At 67.8% G+C, this 18,988-nt stretch carries 18 protein-coding genes and 5 pseudogenes; 14 read left to right on the plus strand and 9 right to left on the minus strand.

Features of this window, described 5'->3' with window-relative positions:
- A pseudogene (locus CW359_RS42795) lies at positions 1-646 on the minus strand (IS5 family transposase); the annotation flags it as partial.
- Positions 647-709: 63 nt separating this feature from the next.
- Here CW359_RS42795 and CW359_RS42800 point away from each other — a divergent pair.
- Together CW359_RS42800 and CW359_RS42805 are read left to right on the plus strand one after the other, a co-directional pair.
- On the plus strand, positions 710-1,171 hold the full coding sequence (locus CW359_RS42800) for a hypothetical protein (protein ID WP_105975672.1): 462 nt from the start codon (positions 710-712) through the stop codon (positions 1,169-1,171).
- A complete protein-coding gene (locus CW359_RS42805; RefSeq protein ID WP_105975673.1) occupies positions 1,172-2,449 on the plus strand; it encodes a site-specific integrase in 1,278 nt (425 codons plus the stop codon).
- A 155-nt stretch (positions 2,450-2,604) separates the two neighbouring features.
- Here CW359_RS42805 and CW359_RS42810 read toward each other — a convergent pair whose 3' ends face one another.
- Both CW359_RS42810 and CW359_RS46980 read right to left on the minus strand, forming a co-directional pair.
- Positions 2,605-3,318, minus strand: a complete 714-nt coding sequence (locus CW359_RS42810; RefSeq protein ID WP_105975674.1) for a PH domain-containing protein — start codon at positions 3,316-3,318, stop codon at positions 2,605-2,607.
- A 317-nt stretch (positions 3,319-3,635) separates the two neighbouring features.
- Positions 3,636-3,854: pseudogene (locus tag CW359_RS46980) on the minus strand (class I SAM-dependent methyltransferase); the annotation flags it as partial.
- A 317-nt stretch (positions 3,855-4,171) separates the two neighbouring features.
- Here CW359_RS46980 and CW359_RS47435 point away from each other — a divergent pair.
- Positions 4,172-4,309: pseudogene (locus CW359_RS47435) on the plus strand (hypothetical protein); the annotation flags it as partial.
- Positions 4,310-4,843: 534 nt separating this feature from the next.
- On the opposite strand, the gene CW359_RS42825 reads toward CW359_RS47435, so the two are convergent.
- The 3 genes from CW359_RS42825 to CW359_RS45635 form a co-directional block, all read right to left on the minus strand.
- Positions 4,844-5,296 (minus strand): hypothetical protein, encoded by a 453-nt coding sequence (locus CW359_RS42825; RefSeq protein WP_105975675.1) that lies wholly within the window; start codon positions 5,294-5,296, stop codon positions 4,844-4,846.
- A 420-nt stretch (positions 5,297-5,716) separates the two neighbouring features.
- A complete protein-coding gene (locus CW359_RS42830; RefSeq protein WP_105975676.1) occupies positions 5,717-6,022 on the minus strand; it encodes a hypothetical protein in 306 nt (101 codons plus the stop codon).
- Positions 6,023-6,830: 808 nt separating this feature from the next.
- Complete coding sequence (locus CW359_RS45635) at positions 6,831-7,652, minus strand: hypothetical protein (RefSeq protein ID WP_157968744.1); 822 nt, start codon at positions 7,650-7,652, stop codon at positions 6,831-6,833.
- Positions 7,653-8,204: 552 nt separating this feature from the next.
- On the opposite strand from CW359_RS45635, the pseudogene CW359_RS42850 reads away from it, so the two are divergent.
- The 9 genes and pseudogenes from CW359_RS42850 to CW359_RS42895 all read left to right on the plus strand — a co-directional run bounded on the left by CW359_RS42850 (position 8,205) and on the right by CW359_RS42895 (position 16,373).
- Positions 8,205-9,058 (plus strand): annotated as a pseudogene (locus tag CW359_RS42850) (IS5 family transposase).
- Positions 9,055-9,453 carry a hypothetical protein gene (locus CW359_RS42855; RefSeq protein ID WP_198655588.1) on the plus strand — a complete coding sequence of 133 codons (399 nt, stop codon included), beginning with the start codon at positions 9,055-9,057 and terminating at the stop codon, positions 9,451-9,453. The pseudogene CW359_RS42850 and the gene CW359_RS42855 overlap by 4 nt, the downstream one beginning before the upstream one ends.
- 310 nt (positions 9,454-9,763) lie before the next feature.
- Positions 9,764-10,741 carry a hypothetical protein gene (locus CW359_RS42860; protein WP_157968745.1) on the plus strand — a complete coding sequence of 326 codons (978 nt, stop codon included), beginning with the start codon at positions 9,764-9,766 and terminating at the stop codon, positions 10,739-10,741.
- A gap of 85 nt (positions 10,742-10,826) precedes the next feature.
- Positions 10,827-11,360: a kinase gene (locus CW359_RS42865; RefSeq protein ID WP_198655591.1), complete on the plus strand. Its 534-nt coding sequence runs from the start codon at positions 10,827-10,829 to the stop codon at positions 11,358-11,360.
- Positions 11,361-11,409: 49 nt separating this feature from the next.
- Complete coding sequence (locus CW359_RS42870) at positions 11,410-12,294, plus strand: PIN domain-containing protein (RefSeq protein WP_105975681.1); 885 nt, start codon at positions 11,410-11,412, stop codon at positions 12,292-12,294.
- A 39-nt stretch (positions 12,295-12,333) separates the two neighbouring features.
- On the plus strand, positions 12,334-13,266 hold the full coding sequence (locus CW359_RS42875) for a hypothetical protein (RefSeq protein ID WP_105975682.1): 933 nt from the start codon (positions 12,334-12,336) through the stop codon (positions 13,264-13,266).
- A gap of 189 nt (positions 13,267-13,455) precedes the next feature.
- On the plus strand, positions 13,456-13,974 hold the full coding sequence (locus CW359_RS42880; protein WP_105975683.1) for an AAA family ATPase: 519 nt from the start codon (positions 13,456-13,458) through the stop codon (positions 13,972-13,974).
- A 232-nt stretch (positions 13,975-14,206) separates the two neighbouring features.
- A complete protein-coding gene (locus CW359_RS46990; protein WP_232838850.1) occupies positions 14,207-14,749 on the plus strand; it encodes a hypothetical protein in 543 nt (180 codons plus the stop codon).
- Positions 14,750-14,939: 190 nt separating this feature from the next.
- Entirely contained in the window at positions 14,940-16,373 is a 1,434-nt protein-coding gene (locus tag CW359_RS42895) for a hypothetical protein (protein ID WP_232838851.1), read from the plus strand.
- A 185-nt stretch (positions 16,374-16,558) separates the two neighbouring features.
- On the opposite strand, the gene CW359_RS47755 is transcribed toward CW359_RS42895, so the two are convergent.
- The 3 genes and pseudogenes from CW359_RS47755 to CW359_RS47760 all read right to left on the minus strand — a co-directional run.
- On the minus strand, positions 16,559-17,110 hold the full coding sequence (locus tag CW359_RS47755; RefSeq protein ID WP_408647589.1) for a helicase associated domain-containing protein: 552 nt from the start codon (positions 17,108-17,110) through the stop codon (positions 16,559-16,561).
- A gap of 5 nt (positions 17,111-17,115) precedes the next feature.
- The gene (locus CW359_RS47000) at positions 17,116-17,625 is read right to left on the minus strand and encodes an effector-associated constant component EACC1 (protein ID WP_232838852.1); all 510 of its coding nucleotides are present in this window, start codon (positions 17,623-17,625) and stop codon (positions 17,116-17,118) included.
- Positions 17,626-17,763: 138 nt separating this feature from the next.
- Positions 17,764-18,183: pseudogene (locus CW359_RS47760) on the minus strand (tetratricopeptide repeat protein); the annotation flags it as partial.
- Positions 18,184-18,236: 53 nt separating this feature from the next.
- Here CW359_RS47760 and CW359_RS42910 point away from each other — a divergent pair.
- On the plus strand, positions 18,237-18,668 hold the full coding sequence (locus tag CW359_RS42910; RefSeq protein ID WP_269805627.1) for a DUF6313 family protein: 432 nt from the start codon (positions 18,237-18,239) through the stop codon (positions 18,666-18,668).
- Positions 18,665-18,970 carry a hypothetical protein gene (locus CW359_RS42915; RefSeq protein WP_105975686.1) on the plus strand — a complete coding sequence of 102 codons (306 nt, stop codon included), beginning with the start codon at positions 18,665-18,667 and terminating at the stop codon, positions 18,968-18,970. The genes CW359_RS42910 and CW359_RS42915 overlap by 4 nt, the downstream gene beginning before the upstream one ends.
- Positions 18,971-18,988 lie beyond the last annotated feature (18 nt).

The raw sequence follows: 18,988 nt of genomic DNA on the forward strand, positions 1-18,988 counted from the left end.
TTGATCTGGTCGATGCGTTCGGGGATCACGGCCCGGATGCCTCGTCTGCGCAGGTAGCTGCGGATCTTCAGGGAAGAGTAGCCCTTGTCCGCGGCCACCTGGACGGGGCGGGTGCGGGGTCGGCCGGGTCCGCATCGCTGGATGCGGATGCGGGCCAGGACCGGCTCGGACTGGGTGCAGTCGTTGACGTTCCCGGCGGTGATCGTGAAGGCCAGCGGACGGCCCTGCCCGTCGCAGGCAAGGTGGATCTTCGTGGTCAGCCCGCCACGGGACCGGCCGGTCGCCTCGCCCGGCCAGAGCCCCCTTTTCGGGCCCCGGCCGCATGCTGGTGGGCCCGCACGGCAGTGGAGTCGACACACACGATCGACCAGTCCACGGCTCCGATCGCGTCGGAGTGCTGCTGGACGTGGGCCAGGAGCCGGTCCCAGGTGCCGTCGGCCGACCAGCGGCGGAAGCGTTCGTAGACGGTCTTCCACGGCCCGTAGCGTTCCGGCAGATCCCGCCAGGCCGCCCCGGTGGACAGCTTCCACAGGATGCCGTTGAGGACCTGACGACGGTCCCGCACCGGCCGTCCCATCCGAGGCGGAACCAGCAGCGGCTCGATCACTGCCCATGCCTGATCAGTCAGCTCATGACGACGCACCACGAACAGACCAACGCGCCAACCACTTTGCGGACACGACCTAACGCGTCCGCGACGCTTCGATCGGTGTCGACGTACGCGGGCCAGTCCAGCACCGAGGAACTGGTGGACCGCTACCACGTTCAGTGCCGGCCGGTACGCGATCTGTTCGTCGAATATCTCAATGAGCGACGTCCCGCACTGGATTACAACACCTTCGAAGATCTCTCTCGGACACTGGTGGCTCGGTTCTGGGCCGACCTGGAACACCATCACCCGGGTATCGACTCCCTGAACCTGAGCCCGGAGACGGCCGCGGCCTGGAAGGAGCGCATCCGCACCAAGACCGTCCGCCGCCGCGCCGCAGACGGCCAGATCGTGGAGAGCACCGCGCCCCGCCTCAACCCCGGCACCCTGCTCACAGCCGTACGCGCCTTCTACCTCGACCTCGCCACCTGGGCTGCGGACGAGCCCGCCCGCTGGGGCCCGTGGGTGGCCCCCTGCCCGGTCAGGGATTCCGACATCACTCCCCGTAAGCACAACCGATGAGTGAAGGCCCGCACCGACCAGAGCACCCGCGAACGCATGCCCACCCTGCCCGTCGTGCTGCGCACCGCCGAACTCCTCCTGCGCCAGGCGCAGGAACGCCTGTCGACGTTCCGGGACGCCCCGCTGGGAGCCCGCTTCACGGTCGGGGAAGGGACCTTCACCAAAACCCGGGCCAGCAAGTCCGGACTGGAACCGACCCGGGCCACCGACGGGAGTGGGCGACGCCGTTACCTGGTGGCGGACGAGAACCGGGCGTTTTGGGGGTGGGCGGCGATCGAGTTCTTCCGCCACACCGGCACCCGCATCGAGGAGATGCTGGAGATCAGCCACCACAGCATCGTCCAGTACACCCTGCCCAACACCAGCGAAGTGGTGCCATTGCTGCAGATCGCCCCCTCCAAGACCGATGAAGAGCGCCTGCTGCTGGTCAGCCCAGAACTCGCCGATGTCCCGTCCGCCATGGTCACCCGCGTGCGCGACACCGACGGTACGGTCCCGCTCATCGCCGCCTACGACCAGGGCGAACGCCGGTGGAACCGGCCCCTGCCTCTGCTCTTCCAGTGGCGCAGCGCCGGACAGAACCGGCCCGTCTGCGCCCAGACCATCCGCAAGGCTCTCGGTGAGACGCTCGCCGCCTCAGGGCTTACCGCCACGGCCGGCGATCCGCTGAACTACCAGCCGCACGACTTCCGAAGGATCTTCGTCACCGACGCCATTCTCTCCGGTCTCCCCCCGCACATCGTCCAGGTGATCTGCGGCCACAAAACCATCACCATGGGCTACAAGGCCGCCTACCCCGCCGAAGCCATCGAGGCGCACCGCGCCTTCCTCGCCCGCCGCCGGGGCCAGCGCCCCGCCGAGGAGTACCGCACTCCCACCAGCGCGGAGTGGGACGCCTTCCTGGGCCACTTCGAACGCCGCAAGCTGTCCGTCGGCATCTGCGCCCGCGCCTTCGGCACGTCCTGCATCCACGAGCACGCGTGCGTCCGGTGCGCGCTCCTTCGGCCGGACCTCGCCCAGCGGCCACGGCTGGCGGAGATCAGCGACAACCTGCAGGCCCGGATCGCCGAGGCCGAACGCGAAGGCTGGCTCGGCGAGATCGAGGGCCTCCAGGTCAGCCTGACCGGCGCCCGCGACAAGCTCGCCCAGATCGACGCCGAGGCCGCCCGCCGCAGCACGGCGATCCATCTCGGGATGCCGGCCTTCCCACAGATCGCGGGCCGCATCGGTACGACCTCAGCATCTCCTGTACCGGAGCGTCCTTCCTCTGGGATGTGACGGGCAGTCACCGCGGCGGCAGTCGCCGTGAATTCATGAGGTCGGTCAACGTCCCGGCCCTTGCGGCCACCGTGGCCGGGTGCTGCCACATTTCCAGTTCCACCCGGGTCGGCTTGTGGGTCGTCCGTCGGCCGGTGATCGCTGTACGGCGCGGGTCAGTCGTTGTGCGACTGCTTCCGGTACGAGGCGATCACGGTCAGCGTGAAGACCACGGGCACCACACCCAGGATCACGAACGGGTTCAGCATCGCCTTCAACCATCCAGGCATGTCAACGGAGAACTGCAGCAGTTCCAGCACCAGCACAAGGAAGAACGCCAGAGGAACGGAGGCGAAGCCGGCCCAGAGGGCTTGCCGACGCGTACGGCGCTGGCTGATGAGGACTGCGGCCTCCGAGTCCGGCGACCAGCCCCCACCGCGCAGCTCCTGCCAGGCAGCCGTCAGCACCGCGAGTTCCCGCTCGACGTCGACGTGCTGATCGTCGACGGACGGCAGTATCATCCTGCGGCCATCCCGGCCGTAGACGAACACGAGCACGGCGGGCCCGTCGTTCCGCATTTCCGCGGCCGGATTTCCCTCCGCCCTGATGTCCTGGACGTCCTCCCAGACCAGCCGCTTAAGCGTGACCATGCCACGTACATGGATCCCCTCCACGTCCACCCTGGTGCCACAGCGTGGGGCGGCGTAGCAGAGCCACCCCGTGAACGTCACGCATACGACGCTGAAGGAGATGGTGACCGAGGCGGACGGACCGCCGTCGGCCACCATGGCGCACGGGATGCCCAGAGTGATCGCGACGATCGGCACCAGGTACAGGAACATCCGGGACCGCTTCATCCGGTACTCGCGCGGCCGCAAGTCGTAGGCCACATCCCACCCCCTGCTCGGCGGACCCACGTCCCGGTCGTCACCGGGGAACCATCGTAACGCCCCAACTCCCTTGTTTTTGGTGTCATTTGAGGCGTGATCGAGGCGTCGTCGACCTGACTGGTGATGGTTGGCGCCCGGGCCCGGGCCGACTACGGACGGCGCGGCCGGTGGTTCATCGGCGGGGGTCGCCGAAGAAGATGCGGTAGATGATCAGCAGCACCAGCGAGTCGCCGATCGCCGCGCCCCGGCTCCGAGCGGAAGGAGACGAGCCGCTGGCGAGCAAGTGTGGGCATATCCGCGCCCGGCTCGACGGCGATCACTGAGCACCCGAGTACTGCCAGCGAAGGCGTCGCCTGACCAGTACCGCAGCCCACCTCCAGCACCGACGACCCTTCGTCCAAGCCGGTGACGGCGACAAGGTCCGCGAACAGTTCGTCGGGGTATCCTGGCCGAGCCCGGTCGTAGAGTTCCGGGACCTCGTTGAACACTCGGCCGAGGTCGTGGGGATTCGAGGGCCTCTTCGGATCATCGGTCACGAGCCCACAAGCTATGGGGCTTGCCCACGAAGACGCGGACTCGTATACCAGCAGCCACTGACTGATTGACAGGCTGTCGGCGGTAGTTCAGAGAACCCCGCCAGGCGACTCTCCTGCGGAAATTCGGCGTGGGCTGTGTGGGCCTGCTCGCCGCGCTCCCGCCTGTCACCGTGCAGCGCGTCCTCGGAGGACGCGCCGGACGCCTGGCCGCCGACCGCGCCTGCGTCATCGGCCCCCGCCCTGTCGCCCCGCGCATCTTGCCCGCCTCCACCACCGTCAGCCCCAGGTTTCCCCGGCAGAACCCGGACGGAGCCGAAGTGCGCGCGGCGCTCCTCGATCTGGTCGTCCAGCTCGGACTGCTGCTGCGCCGACGCGAGCAGGGGGCCCGCGGCCTGGCCTTGATACTGAGGTTCGGCGGTGGACCGTCCGGAGAGAAGACGCGGCGTCTGCCGGAGGCGTCCGCGCACGATGAAGATCTGAGGACTACGGCGTACCGGCTCATCGAGCGGCAGGCCTCCAGCGGGGCCGCCTTACCGGCCTCGTTCTTCGGGGTGAGGACTTGGTCGGCGCCGACCAAGTCGCCCAGCAGATCAGCCTCGACCACACCCGCGAGGACCAGCTCGTCGCCGAAGAAGTCAGCGACCGCATCCGTGACAAGTTCGGGCCCGGCGCAATCGGCCCTGCCGCCACGCTCCTGCGCGTTTCCTGGCTCTCGGCTGGCACGGCCACCTACGCGGACGCCCGAGTCTCTGCGGGCGTCCGAAGGAAGCAGAAGCGGCGGGCGGGACCAGGGAGTCCATCCGTCCGACTTCCACGAGCGCCATCACTTCCCTCCGGGCCCGGTCGTCCGGCATCTGCGCCATGACCTCCACCACCATGCCGTATCGCTTCCCGCACCCCGCACACCCCTGTGTGATCGACTCGGGCAGCAGCGTACGGAGGAACCACCGATCGCGTTCGGGCCTGTGGATAACCCGCGTCCGTGCCGGTCAGCGGCTCCGGAGCGTGGCGCGGATGGCGTCGACGTGGGGCCGGATGAAGGCCCGCACCCGCTGTCCGGCCTGAGCGCGCTCTGCGGCGGTCAGAACCCGCCGTACAAACAGTTTTGTGATCTCGACTTTGTACGTGCGGTAGTCGGCGGCGGGCCGGGGGAGCGGGACGGGGTACAGGTGCCAGCCGTGCGCGGTTGCCCGCCACAGCTGCCGGTCGCCCTCGGCGTGGCTGCCGTAGTGCTCGATGAACATTGCCACGTCCGCGGTGAAGTACGTCGACGGTCTGTCGCCCGACGCGCACCCCGGGCAGCCGTCCTTGCCGGTGCACACCGCCAGGCGCTGGTCGTAGCGCGGCGGCCAGGAGCGAGGGTGGGCGCGCTGCTGGGTGTAGGTGCGGCCGACGGGCCGACGGTGGACTACGACGTGGCCGCCCGCCTCGAGGCGGCACACGGCCCGCCGTTCGGCGGCACGCCGGGCGTCGGTCGACTGCGTAGACGACGCGGGCGAGACCGGTGACCGAGGCGGCTAGCGGGGTGCCGTCGACGGTGCTGAGGCCGCCGGGCTCGCTGAGCACGTACGCCAGCACGGCCCGCTGTACTCGCCCGAGTCCTCGTGACACGCTTCCAGGTTCCCGCTCCGCCCGCGTCTGGGATACGAGGGCTTACGGCTTGGCCGGGATGACCGGAATGAAGGTGTTGGGCAGGCTCCGCAGGCGCTGCCCAACGAGCGCGGCCCTGACGGCGTCACGCGGCAGCGGGCTCCGCCGCGTTCTCGAAAGGGCCTGGGGTAGGCGGCCATCTCCTCCCGGGCCTCCCATGCACGTTCGACAGGGAGCGTCCAGCTTGATCTCATGACGGTGGCCGCCCAGTGTCACAGATCCCAGACCGTGACCTGTATGTCGGCGGCCCCGCCCTCCTCGAGGGACGTGACGGTGGCCAGCGCCACGCCATGGTCCGTGTAGAGGCATACCGAGCGGCTTTTCTGCACGTCTAGCCCGCTCTCGGGACGAGTCTTGAGCAGGTTCACGCAGGAAAGAGCCGTCTTCGGCATTCCTTCGGGGAGCAAGGCGTAGTCGTGCTCAATGAACCGCAGGCGGAGGTTCACGACCCCAAGCGTGTACAGGTCCTCGTCGGGCGAATCGGCTGGCTCTGGGGGAACGGAATCGAGGTCGAACATGGCACTGTACGCTTGCAGCCGCAGAGCCCCGCTCCACCTTTGCTTCGGTTGTGATGCTGGTGTCGCGATGGACGATTCCGAAGAAGAAATCTCTGTACCAGGGCTCGCCGTCGGTCCTTGCCGTCTACCTGTCACATCCTGTGTGGTCGTTGCGGTGACGGTTACTGTCGCGGTGGCGGTTCGTGCGGAGGGGGAGGTGACGCCCGCCGCCGGCAGACCCACGAATCCAATGGCAAAGGTGAGAACGGCGATAACCGCTGTCACCACGGCGGCGTATCCCTGCAGAGCTACGCCGCGTGTGCTTCGGCGTGCGCCTGGAGTCGTGGAAGGAGGCGGGGGAACGGGATTCGTAGGCTCCGGCACAAGTGCTCCTCTCGCATGCTGGATTTCACACCATGACGAAGGAGAGCGGTGGAGGCTTGGTTTGCCCACTTTCTGTTACTTGGGCGTGACAGTGCGAATCGGGCCTCGCTTAGCTCGCCGTGCCAGTCCCAGGGCGTCGGCTCCCGTCATCCACGCAGAGCTCCTGGAATACTTCTCCCCGGCTACGCCTCGCTCCTGGTCCGCCCGGACAACACCGCCGACCGGACCCTGTACGAACTTATCGGCTGCACCTACGCAGGCCCCTACCGCTACGAACCCGGCGGCCCGGTCTGCGATCTCCTGCTGCTCCAGGACGATGAAATCGACGCGCTCTTTCGGGCGTGCACCACCGCCGCCCGCCAAAGGCGACCGAGCAGGGTAGATGGGATTAATGGGCGAATTATAGACACATTGGCAGCCCGCCCCTCATCACCGCTTCCATCCGTTAGGTCAGTGGCACGCTGCGGTCGGCGTGGACGACCGCCCCGTCGGCCAGCCCCACGTAGGGCCGCATCTGCGCGTACGGGATGTGCTGCTCTCGCTCTACCCGCCGCAGTTCATCGGCTCGGATCAGGAACCGTGCGGGAGGGGCGCCGGGGGTGAGCACGTGGGGGAGCGGAGTTGCCCAGTTCTCCCCTCGTGTGACGAACATGCGCCGGTCACCGGGGAGCTCGATGCCCCAGCTGGTGATGGCGATCGGCTGGTCTCCGGTGTTGACCGCCTCCACGCTGACGAAATGATCGCCCAGGTTCTGACTGCCGTCGGGTAGATCGTAGACAGGGATGGAGTTGGAGACCTGGAGGACGACCCGGGGGCCTATGGGTGCGGGCAGGTAGCTCGCGATATGGAAGCGGTTCTCCTGCTGGTTGTGGTTGCCGACCTGCAGAGCGGCGGGGCCGTGGAAGGTGTTGCCGAACACGCCCTGGCGGGCCGCGAATTCCTGCTGCTCCGACACCAGTGCCTGAAGTTCGGCCGCGACCTGCTGCTCGGAATCTTCCAGGTTCTCCAGGAGCGACTCGAAGCGGGTCTGCCACGATGCCTCCTGGCGGAGGAGAACCCGCTCCGTCTCGCCGGTGACATCGGCTTCCTCCAGTGCCTGCGCGGTTCGGTCCAGGCGCTCCAGCTCCGTCCGCTCGCGTTGAGGGTCCCCGCGCCCCAGGAGACGGGCTACGCGTTGCCGTAGACCAGTCCATGCGTCGGTGCCGGCGGCTTGGACGACTGCAGCACCGCCCGCTCCAGCCGCGGCCATGAGCGCTTCAGTGAGCATGTGCCAATCCTTCGTCCAGGAATACCGTCCCCTCAGCTGCGGCGCTGAGGCTTGCGACCAGTGTCCCCGGCACCACTGACAACAGGACCCCTGTCAGCGGTGCCAGCCCCATTCACGAGTACCACCCCGGTCGCAGGCCCCGAGGGCGTGGGCATACTGCTGGCCATGACGATCCCGCTCCGTACCCGTGTGTACGTGATGACCATTGCGGTGCTGATGGGCGTGGTGGGCAGCGGAGCATGCTTCGGCTTCTCCATGGCCAACTGGGCGGGCGCCCTGGTGGGCTCGGTTGCCGCCGGCACGGGCGCGGGATTCGGAATGGCCATCCGCCCCCGGCCCGCAATGACATCCGTTGGGGGGCCAGGGGCGACGGCTATGCGGAAGGGATCGCCGACGCGGTCCTCCTGAGCATCGCGATGTACGAGGCTGCGGTCTTCCCGCTCACCTCTGAGTGGACGTTAAGTCCGATCTTCCTCGGTTCGTGATCGCTCGATCGAGGTACTGATTGTCGGGTAGGCCATCCGCTGGACATGTGCATGCTGAGATGCGGGCATGGAGCGAGAGCCGTACCCCAGCGACTTAGCGGACGAGCAGTGGGCGTTGATCGAGCCGATGATCACGGCCTGGAAACAGGACCGGGTGGCACGGTCAGCGACCGGAGATCCCGGATCCTGCGATCTGCGGGAGGTAGTGAACGCGATCTTCTACCAGAACCGGACGGGCTGCCAGTGGCGCTACCTGCCCCATGACCTGCCAGCCTGGTCGGCGGTGTTCTACTACTTCACACTCTGGCGCCAGGACGGCCTTGACCAGCGAATCCAGGAACTCCTGCGCTGCCAGGTACGGGAGAGAGCCCGGCGATTAGAGGACCCGTCCCTCGTGATTCTCGATACCCAGTCCGTACGCGCGGCCGCGGGTGTCCCGAAGACCACGACGGGACTGGACGTCAACAAGAAGGTGTCGGGCCGCAAGCGGGGACTGGCCGTCGACGTGCTGGGGCTGATCATCGGCGTCGTCGTGCTGGCCGCATCCGCCCACGACAACACGGCCGGCACCGTCCTGCTCGACCAGGCCGCCAAGCGGTGCGGGATGCGTCTGGAGAAGGCTCTGGTGGACCAGGCTTCAAGGACGAAGTCCTCATCCATGGCGCGTTGTTGGACATCCACGTCGAAGTCGTCCGCCGCAACCCGGCCGAGCAGGGCAAAGGCTTCGTTCCGCAACCGAAGAGGTGGATCGTGGAGCAGGTCAACGGCACGTTGATGCTGCACCGCAGACTGGCCCGCGAGTACGATCACCGGCCCGACACGTCCGCCTCGCGCGTCTACTGGGCCTCGATCGCGAACATGACCCGCCGCCTCACCACACCGAGTCCAGCCTGGCGCGACACCCTCGGACTGGCCGCGTGAACGTCATCGAGCTTCTGGCCGACCTCCAGGCCCAGCACGAAAAGACCGCAGCCTGTGCCGACGAACTGCGTGACCAGATCCAGCGTTTGACCGCCGCCCTGACCGAGACCGAAGCGCGACTCGCGAACCTGGTCACCACCCGGAAGGTCATCGCCGAACTCGTACCGGCTTCAGGCCAAGCCGCACCGCCCGAGACGAACACCGCCTACCAGGCCATCGTGAACACCTTCAACCAGCATCCCGACCGGGAGTTCCGGGCCCGTGAGCTGCACGAACGCCTCGGCATGCCCACCGACGAGACATCCGTCAACATCACCCGCAGCCGCCTCGGACGTCTCACCCGCCAAGGCTTCCTCACCCAACCCGGACGAGGCCGCTACCAGAAGCGGACTTAACGTCCACTGATGGGGCGAGCGATGAGGAACAGGAGGCCCGTCGCACCGTTGCGTACCGGCTCTCCGCCTACGACGGCCTGCCCCGTTCCGTTTGCGTGTCGGAGGCCGCCGCGTTGGAGTCCCTTGACGACGGCTTGGACGCCGAACGTGCCCGGGTTGCGGTGAAGGAGTTGTCGGCTCGCGGTGTACGAGTGCCGCAGCGGTCGTTGAACGGGCGTCAGGCGGGGTCATCACGATTAATGCGATGCGGGGCTGACCGCACACTTTCTAAGGTTCTGTCGTGGCATCAAGCGATTACATCCTCCAACTCGTGCGGCAGGCGCTGGACGACTTCGACGACAAGCCTCTGGACGTCTCGGTCCGGCGTGCCGTGCGAATCGCCAACCTGATCGGCGACACCAAGCACGCGATCCGTCTCTCTCTTGAACTACGGCCGGCAGGGGGCGATCGGCAGAGCAACGGCGAGGCCTCCCGCATGTTGATGGCGGACCCCTCTACCTGGGGGTCTGCCACGGGGCCCGCTGAGCAGGCCTTCACCCAGTACATGACCGACCGCAAGTTCACGAAGGCGGACACCGGCGAGGAACTGGTGGAGCCTCACTCGCTGACGGAGATCGAGTTCTGGGACCAGGAACTGCGTGAGATCAAAGAGAGCGGCGATCGCGTCGATTACAAGTTCGACCTGGCATCGAGGGAACTGACTGGACGAATCGTCGCCCGGACCCGGCATCTGACGTTCGCCCTGCTCTGCTCCTGGGAGCGCCGCTTCGGCTACACCAGCATCAACGAGTCCATCTTCGGCGGTTACCGCGCCAAGGTGGACAAGCTCCTGGCCGACGGTGTTCCCGAGCTCCTCCAGCAGTTCAACGCGGTCTACCGGCGGCTCCAGGAAGCAGCTGAGATCTCACCCGACCGGGACGTCGCGGAGGAGCTGTCGCAGGCCATTACGACGTGCCGCCGCATCCTCAAGGCCGTCGTCGACCACGTGCTGCCGCCGCAAGACCAGCCGTCGGCCACGGGCCACCTCCTCGACGATGCCCGTCACCGCAACCGGCTGTTTGAGTTCACCAAGCAGGCGATCGAGAGCAAGTCGAACAACAAGCTGACCGACGTCATGATCACCGGTTTCTACGAGCGGTTCGTAGCCGTGGACACCATGACCAACAAGGCCGTGCACGCGGCTATGGCCTTCGAGACGGCCAATCTGTGCGCGCTGAACACCTACATCATCTGCGGCGAGATCATCAGCCTGTATGCTCTTCAGAGTGACGCCTCGGACGTCGGCTGACCGAAGGCGCAGTGGGTCACGGGAACTCCCGCGATTTGTCAGTCGTTCCGCACGTTTGCTGGCGGCCGGTAGCGTGACCGGTGTGATGGTGGGCACCGAAGAAACCAGGCTGGTCGTGCTGCGCGGCAACAGCGCGTCGGGGAAGTCGTCCGTCGCAGCCGGCATCCGCGACCGCTTCGGCCGCGGCCTGGCTGTCGTCGGCCAGGACAACCTGCGCCGGATGGTCCTGCGTGAGCGGGACCGGCCGGGTGCCGCGAACATCGGGCTGATCGACCTGACCGCCCGCTACGCCCTGGACGCCGGTTACCACGTAGTGGTCGAAGGGATTCTGTACGCCGACCACTACGGCGACATGCTCGCCCGCCTGCTCGCCGATCATCGTGGCCCGACCCACGTCTACTACCTGCACGTGCCGTTCGAGCAGACCCTCGTTCGCCATTCCGCCAAACCGATCGCGAGCGAGGTCAGCGAGCCGCAGCTGCGGGACTGGTACCGGGAGCTCGATCTCCTGTCCGGGGGTACCGAGACCGTCATCGGCGCCGACAGCACCCTGAGGGAGACCGTCGACCGCATCATGCTCGACACAGGCCTGGCCGGCCTTCCCGCGCTCGATCGTTGAGCGTCCCTGCCCGGCACGGACTGTCAGTGGTGTGCGGCATCATCGGCAGATGGCCGCCACGCATGCCCCGCCGACGTACCTGGAACGCCTCCGGTCCGACTTGGACCTGATCGAAGCGGATTTCCTCAAGATCCTTGCGGACTCGCAGATCCGGAACGTCGACCCGAACCGCCGGTCCGGTGGCTTCGTGCACTTCGGTGCCGCGAAGTGGGGTTGGGTACCCAGCGGCCCCGAACTCGAGACGCGAAGGATGGAACTCCTTGGGCGTGTACGGGAATGGGAACCGTTGTTCCGGCTGCTGTTCCCGCACCCGACGCCGGAGGTCACCAAGCGCCTCGACGGGCCCCTTGGCCTGTTGCAGCGCTGGCTTGTACGGCCCCGGGACACCACCGTGCCAGCCAGCATCGACAAGGCAATCGACAAGGTCAAGGCGGCCGTGGCCACGCTCCGGAAGCTGGGCGAACTCCTGCCGGACGACGCCTGGGCGGTGCGTGTGGCGGTCGACACGAACATGCTGCTCGATGACCCCGATGTGGCGGTCTACACGCCGCTGCTCGGGAATCGGTACATGGTTCACCTGCTGCCCGTTGTCCTGCGGGAGCTGGACGACCACAAGCTCGCCGGCCGCAACCCCGACATCCGCGATGCGGCGAAGAAGGCCGACCGCCGCCTGAAAGGGCTGCGAACCAACGGCGACGTCCTACGCGGTGTACGAGTGGCCGGCGATGTGCACGCCCTCTTCGAGCACATCGAACCCAAGGGCGACGGACTGCCCAACTGGCTCGACCTCGACGTGCCCGACGACCGCTTCGTGGCCTCCACTCTGCTGCTGCAGTCCCGACACCCCGGCTCCGCCGTCTACGTGGCCACCAGGGACATCAACCTGCAGACGAAACTCGCCGCCGTCGGACTGCCCTTCATCGAAAAGCCATGAGCACCAATAAGTCTGTCGTACCGAGCAAGGGAGCACCCTGTGTCCGCCGACTTCTCCGCCCTGCACGAACCGCTCGTGGAGTGGGTCTACGACCGCACGGGAACTGATCCGCTGGGCGGGGTGCCGATTACCGAGTTCGGGCAGTTGCACGGCCTCACCGAGAACCAGACCTACCGGCTCCTGCAGTTCTGCAAGGGCCAACGGTTCCTGGGCGACCGCGACACGACCCATGACGGTCCGGAAGCCAACCTGACTCCGCGCGGCCTTGAGTGGATGGAGGAGCGCAGGCGCCGACGCGCTGATCCGGCCGCGCGGGCCGCCGCCGCACGCCAGGGCCTGCTGGTCTGGCTGTGGCACCGCAAACACGACGACATCCTGCTGCCTGCCGTCGCGGACGTGCTGAACGACCCGTTGTCCCTCTTCGAGGGCGAACGCCTCACCGACAGGGACGTCGACCGGGCCTCCGCGTATCTCAGCGCCAAGGGCCTGATCAAAGGTGACCGGAACGGGAGCTCGGACGGGCCCGTGCAGGCCGAGATCACCGCCGAAGGAGAAGACTGCGTGGACAACTACCAGGGCGACATCGGCGCGTATGAACGCCGCAACACCAGTGGGAACACCACTTTCCACATCGGGCAGAACACGGGCAACATCGCCGCGAACAGCCGCGACTTCACGCTGAACGCGGCCACGCACAGCGGCGTTGACCTCACCCAGGTCGTTATGGCCGCCCGCGCGCTCCGCCAGGCCGTGCCCATCCTGGGGCTGGCCGAAGACGATGCCGCTGAGATCACCCAACTGGCGACGCGCATGGAAGAGGAAGCCACCAGCGTTAACCCCGATCCAAGCCGTCTCCAGCGCTGGGGTGCCCAGACGATGGCCGTTCTGTCGCCCGTCGCCAGTGGTGCGCTGGGCAGCGTTCTCGCCGCCTACCTCGGAGTCGTGCTGCCTGGACTGCCGACAGGGGGCTGACGCGCCAGGACGGAGCACCATCTGTGTCGGATCGCCCGCGCGAGCAGATGAGACTCATCGTGGAGGCGCACAGCCGCTCACGTCCCGACCGTGCCCGGTCAATCTGCGCCGTGATGACGTCCATGCCGCCTTCGCCAGCGAACGTGCTGGACTGGTGGCGTCCCGTACGCAATTCCCCGGGGAGGGATCATGGGTGAGGCCGCCACGGCCGTGTCCGACGAAGTGTTCTCCACACTTGCCGAGAACTTGGGCTACATCCTTGAGACCCGCGCGCTGCTGTGTGTCATCGCGCCGGAGGACGTCCAGGGTGAGGCCGTGGTGGAGGCCGCTCTCAGCCGTTGCGACGGGGCCGACCCCGTCATGGTCACGACCGCCTCGCCGGGCACCCTCGCGGCGCTCCTGGACGCGTTCCACGCCGCTCTGCACCTTGGTGTCCGGCCGCGACGGCTGGCCGAGGCGCAGCGGGCTGTCGAGGACGAACTCGCCCGCCGCTCCTTGCCGGTGGTGGTCGTACGCGATGCCCATCTGCTGCGGACCGAGGCCCTGCAGTACGTCTATGGACTGTGGAGCCTGTTCCAGGACCGCGAACGCCGGATGCCCGTCGTCCTGGTGGGACCCGAGAAGATCCGGTCCGTGCTGCGCTGGCCGTCACTCGCCAGCCTGGAGAGCTGCATCTTCATCTGGCACCGACTCACGCCCTCACCCTGACCTCGCCCGTTCGAGGGAATTCGGCGGCTGGTGTCTTCGGCTGGTGCGCTCGTGCCGGTTAGCATCCTGTAGTAGAGGTTCCCCGAGCGCTCAGCCAGGAACCGCAGGACATGAGGTGCGTGCGGCACCTCGCCGGCCCCCGCTGTGGGCGTCGCCGGACGGCCCCGGCCTCCTGACACGCCATACCTGCATGTGGCAGGTCCGCCACCCCTCGCGTGAGAGTGACCGCGGTTTGCCCCGCACCGACCGCAGTCCGCTCACGGCGGCGGTGGCCAGCTTCGTCGACGCCTACGACGTGATCGTCCTTCTGCCGAAGTGCTGGTCCTACCCCGACCGGGAGAACGCGACAGCGCATGTTGTTCTCGGGGAGATCGGCATCTTCCCGCACACCGACTGCAGGACCGCACTCCCAGGCCCCAGGGGCGAAGAGGCGGGTGTCCCGCTGAGCCCCGAGCAGAGCGCGGCGGTTCTGCGCGAGCGCTGTCTGGGCTTCCTCTTCGGATCTCCTCATCTGCCCATCCATCTGGACGGGCTGATCTGGCAGTCGAACGGGGAGCTGCCCGTCGATGAGGACTACCTGGCGGGCGTCGACCGGGACATGAACCGCGCCGGGCTGCGCCCCCTCGGCTGGGCAATCTCCGAGCGCTGGCCTTCCCCGCACCGGGAGCTGCCCGAGCCCGGCCGGCTGAAGGACCTCAGCTTCGTCCAGCGGTATCAGCCCATCGCGGGACGCCTGCGCACGGCGCTGGACGCCCGTTCCGTCTGCCGGACTTGAACCGGGAGGGCTGGCCCGCACCGCGCCCCGTGGACCAGCCCTTTGCCATGCCCGCGCCGTCGCCGCATTCTCACTGACGTCCGGACTGTCGGTGGCAGCTGCTGCACCGGTGCGGCGCGTCTTCGACCCGGGCCGCGGTGCCCCGGAATTGACGCGGGCCCGCGCCCTTGGGGCGGCTACCGTGTCCATCATGAGCACGCCCGGCCCGAGCGCCGCCCCGATCCCCCTGCACATCGTCGGCGAACCGCCAGCGCTCCCGGCCCCCAACGTGATCGGCACGTCCGCCGGGCCGGACCACAGGCCCGCCCCGGCGGTGCGGCCGGGAGTGGTGGACTGGGCGGCGCTCGGGGTGGAGCCGCGGTGGAAGGGCCAGGAGACGGGCGACTGTGCGGCCGTTCTGTCTCCTGTCCTCGGACCCGCCACCGGCCTTGAGCCCTACAAACGCTACGCCGCGGGAGCCCGGCAGCGCGGTGAGACTGCCCTCGTCGTCGCCTGCCCCGGCGCGGGCAAACGAAGCCACAACGTCTTCTCCGGCACCGTCGCTCCCGGCATCCACCTGCCCGACCACTACGGCTCGATCTCCGCCAACCCGCTCCCCACCGGCGTGAGTCCCCAACTCGCCGACGGCCTGGACCACGCCGAACACGACCTCGGCACCCGACTGCTCAACCGTCCCCCGGACACCTGGTTCCGCCTGACCCACCTCAAGGAATCCGGGTCCTCGAACCCCGGAGCTGCCAGGATGTGGCCGCCGCCGGGGGAGGGGGAGCTCCGCCCGATCCTGGTTGACGGCCGCGGCGACCCGGTGGCGGGGGTGTGGATGCCGGAGGGCGGCGGTGCCCGGTGGTTCGTGGTTCCCCACGGCACCGACCAGCGGCTCCTGGTGGAGTGGCTGGTCCAGCACGCGCTGCCCGCGTACGTGCCCGGCGCGCTGACCCGCGCTCGCTCGACCCTGTTGCGCGACCCGGCATTCGCCACCGACGCGGAAGCCGGGCTGGTCGAGACGATCGCCGAGGAGCAGCGCGCACACGAGCGGCGGCAGACCGAGCTGCAGCAGCAACTCGCCGAGCTGCGGGCCGTGGCCGATCCGCTGCGCGACGGTCTGGTGTTCGGCACCGGCCGCGCGCTGGAGGATGCGGTGCACGAGGTCCTCGTGGCGGTCGGCGCTGCGGTGACCCGCCTCGACGAGGTGTTCGGCACCAAGTCGGCGGACCTGCTGGCCGAGTACGGCGGCTGCCGAGTCCTGGTCGAGGTGAAGTCGGCGAACAACCGACCGCCGCACAGCCTGCCCGACAAACTGCTCAAGCACCTGAACACCTGGCCCGGTCTGACCGGGAGCGAGCCTGTTGATGGTGGCGTCCTGGTGGTCAACCACCAGACCAAGCTCCCACCCGCGCAGCGGGACGCCGAGGTCTACACCGACCGCGCGTTCGCCGACGCGCTGACCGTGCCGGTGATCGGCAGCGCCTGTCTGTTCGACTGGTGGCGTTGCGAAGACTGGGATGCCGTGCGACAGGCCGTCTTCGGCGACACCGGTGTCGCGCAGACTCCCGACATCGCCGTGCCGGATGCCGATCCGAAGGCGTCCGGGCGGCCCGGCCTGTTCTCGCGCCTGCGCCGGTAGCCAGCAGACGCCGGAGCACGACGGGCCGCCACGCCAGTGTGAATGGGTGCGGTGATGGCATTGAATGGGCGTCAGCAAGGATGGGATGGCTGTCCCTGCTCACGTCGCGCAGCGGTAGTGATCATGGCTGTCACCGGGTGACCAAGCTGCTGCCGTCGGGTGCCGATCGCGAGGATGGCTGGCTGTCATGGGGGTGCCTGTTCACAGTCCGCGACGGCGGCGGCGATTTCGTCCTTGCGCCACTTCTCGGGGGAGTTGTGGTGTTCACCAGGCCGCCCGCGTATGCCATGCGCAGCAGTTCGGCCTTGGTGTGTTTGCGCATTAGTTCGGTGAGACGCTGCATGCGGGCCCGGCCGCGAGCCGCCTCGGCTTCGTTCTCTTCGTCCGTCAGCGTGTCGGCGTGGGGGACGTGGCGCCCCTGCGTCGGCACCTCCGGTGACATGGGGCTGCGCCGGGCCGTTGTCCGTCGGGGCCGGGGCGGCCTGCTTCGGTGGTGCGCCCGCCCAGTCGACACTGAGTTCGACGAGGGTCGCGAGCTGTTCGGCGCTGAGCTTGTCCCGCCTCGATTTGGTGTTCGAGACCCAGACACCCAGCTTGACGGCCACGGGCTCCGTCTTGCCGTCGACCGTGATCTGTTCGCTGTGCCCGCGAGGCACCGCCCGGTCCGCGCCTTCCCGCTCCACCCACTGCGCGAGGGCCTGTACGCCCCGCTGGAAGGCCTGCCGTGCCAGCAGCACGATCGCTATTCTTCCTGGCCGAGCAGAGACTCCAGCGCGGCCCGGGCCTTGTCCGGTTGGTCCGCGCTGACGGTGACCTGTCGCCCGTCCGGCGTGATGACCTCGAGGGTCGTGTGCGCTGGCTGTCGCGTCGCGAGCCATGTTGGCAAAGCTGCCGCCAGCAAAGACGCCCCCGGCACGCCTACGAGCAGCGCTGCCAGACCTGCTGTGCCCATCATCAGCCCTTTCGGCACGGGCCGGGGCTGCGTCAAAATCCGGGCCCGTCCGCGGAAGCCTGGCTGCTCCTGCAGCCATCGCAGCAGTGATTGCAGTTCTTCTAGATTTTCATTTCTTGTTCGGATCTGGATGTCCGTCGTCTCTCCGGAATCCGGTGGCGCCAGAGAGCGGCGGATCTGCTCGGCTTCGTCGGAACGTCCCAGCGCGTCGAGGACCGTTGCCTGCGTCGTCATCGCTTGGTGCAGGCCGCTGGTGAACACGGCAGGAAGTTGCGCGGCGAACCGGCGGAAGATTTCCACGGCCTCCCCAGCCTCTTCCAGGGCTCTGTCCAGGTCCTGGTGCCGACTGGTCCGTAGCCCCGCTGCCGCGGTCAGCGACTGTGCGAGGTCGGGGAGGAAAGCGTCCGGGTTGCTCGCTGCTAGGTGACGTCGTAGGGAGATGGCTTCGCCTAGCGCTGTGGGTGCTTCGTCTGACCGTCCAGCCTCTGGCAGACGGAGGCTGAGATTGTGCAGCGCGGCGGCGAGCCGAGGGCTGTGAGTGCCGGTGTCGGTGAGGTGTCGGTAGAGCGTGACCGCTTCCTCTGCGGTGCTCAGTGCCTCTTCATGCCGGCCTGTTTCTGACAGCGCCGCGCCCAGGTTGAGCAGCGTGCTGGCCAGACCGGGAACAGCGTGTCGACGATCACGATTTTGAAAGCGTCCACAGCACGGTGGGCCGCACCGTTTCTGCAGACGGTTTCTAGGTGTTGCCACTGTGCGGACGGCGGGCCCTCCGATGGTGAGAACCACCCAAGGCGCTCTACCGGCAACGAGTTGATGGCGTCCGACTGACCTCCTAACGCGCACCCCAACTCGGCTCATGGAACCGGACGTTCTCTTCCCGACCGGGCGGTTTGACCTCTAGCGTGAACAGCGTGCCCCGCCCGCCCGCCCCGCCGTCAGGCGGTCCCCCGCCGCCAGGCCGACGGCACCGGTTACGGGCCCGATGGGCCGACCGCCACGCTCTGCCTCGGTTCGGCTACTGGCTGGTCAGCCGCGGAACCGTCGTGCTGGCACTGTGCACGGCGCTGTACCTACTGAACGGGCTCCTGATCGGTTGGGAGAACGCTTACGACGTGATGGCCGGGATCACCTCGCCTTCGGACGTCCGCCCTCGATGGTGTGCCTGGCCACTCGCCCTGACCGGCTGGGCTGTGATCCCGGCCATCATCGGGGCAGCGGCCGGCTACGTCATCACTGAGCAGATCCAGGCTCACCATGCCCGCGAACTGACCGACGTCCTCGCCGAACTACGGCGCCTAGCCGAACATCCAGGGCCGCCGCCCTCGTCCGGGGACAGCGCATGATCACGCTGCACGAGGTGTACAAGCAGGGCGCCGAGACGGTCAAGGAGGCGGTCCTTGCCTTCGGCGTGCGTCACCCCCTTGCCGTTGTTCCACCGGATCCCGCGCCCGACTGGAAGCTCGCGGAAAGGCATTTCACCAGCGTGATCGAGGTGATTATGGGCGCGGCGGCATTGTCTCAGCCCGATGTGACAGGAACCGTCCGCCGTGCCGAGAATGAAGCCGTCCAACTGCTGCTAGCGCTGAACACGCTCTCTGATTACCGCTGCCCCATCTGCGTCAAGCGGGGACGGGGCCCGCTATGACCCCCTGGCCTACCCTGG

The sequence above is a fragment of the Streptomyces geranii genome, from assembly GCF_002954775.1.
In the GTDB taxonomy this organism is placed as follows: Bacteria; Actinomycetota; Actinomycetes; order Streptomycetales; family Streptomycetaceae; genus Streptomyces; species Streptomyces geranii.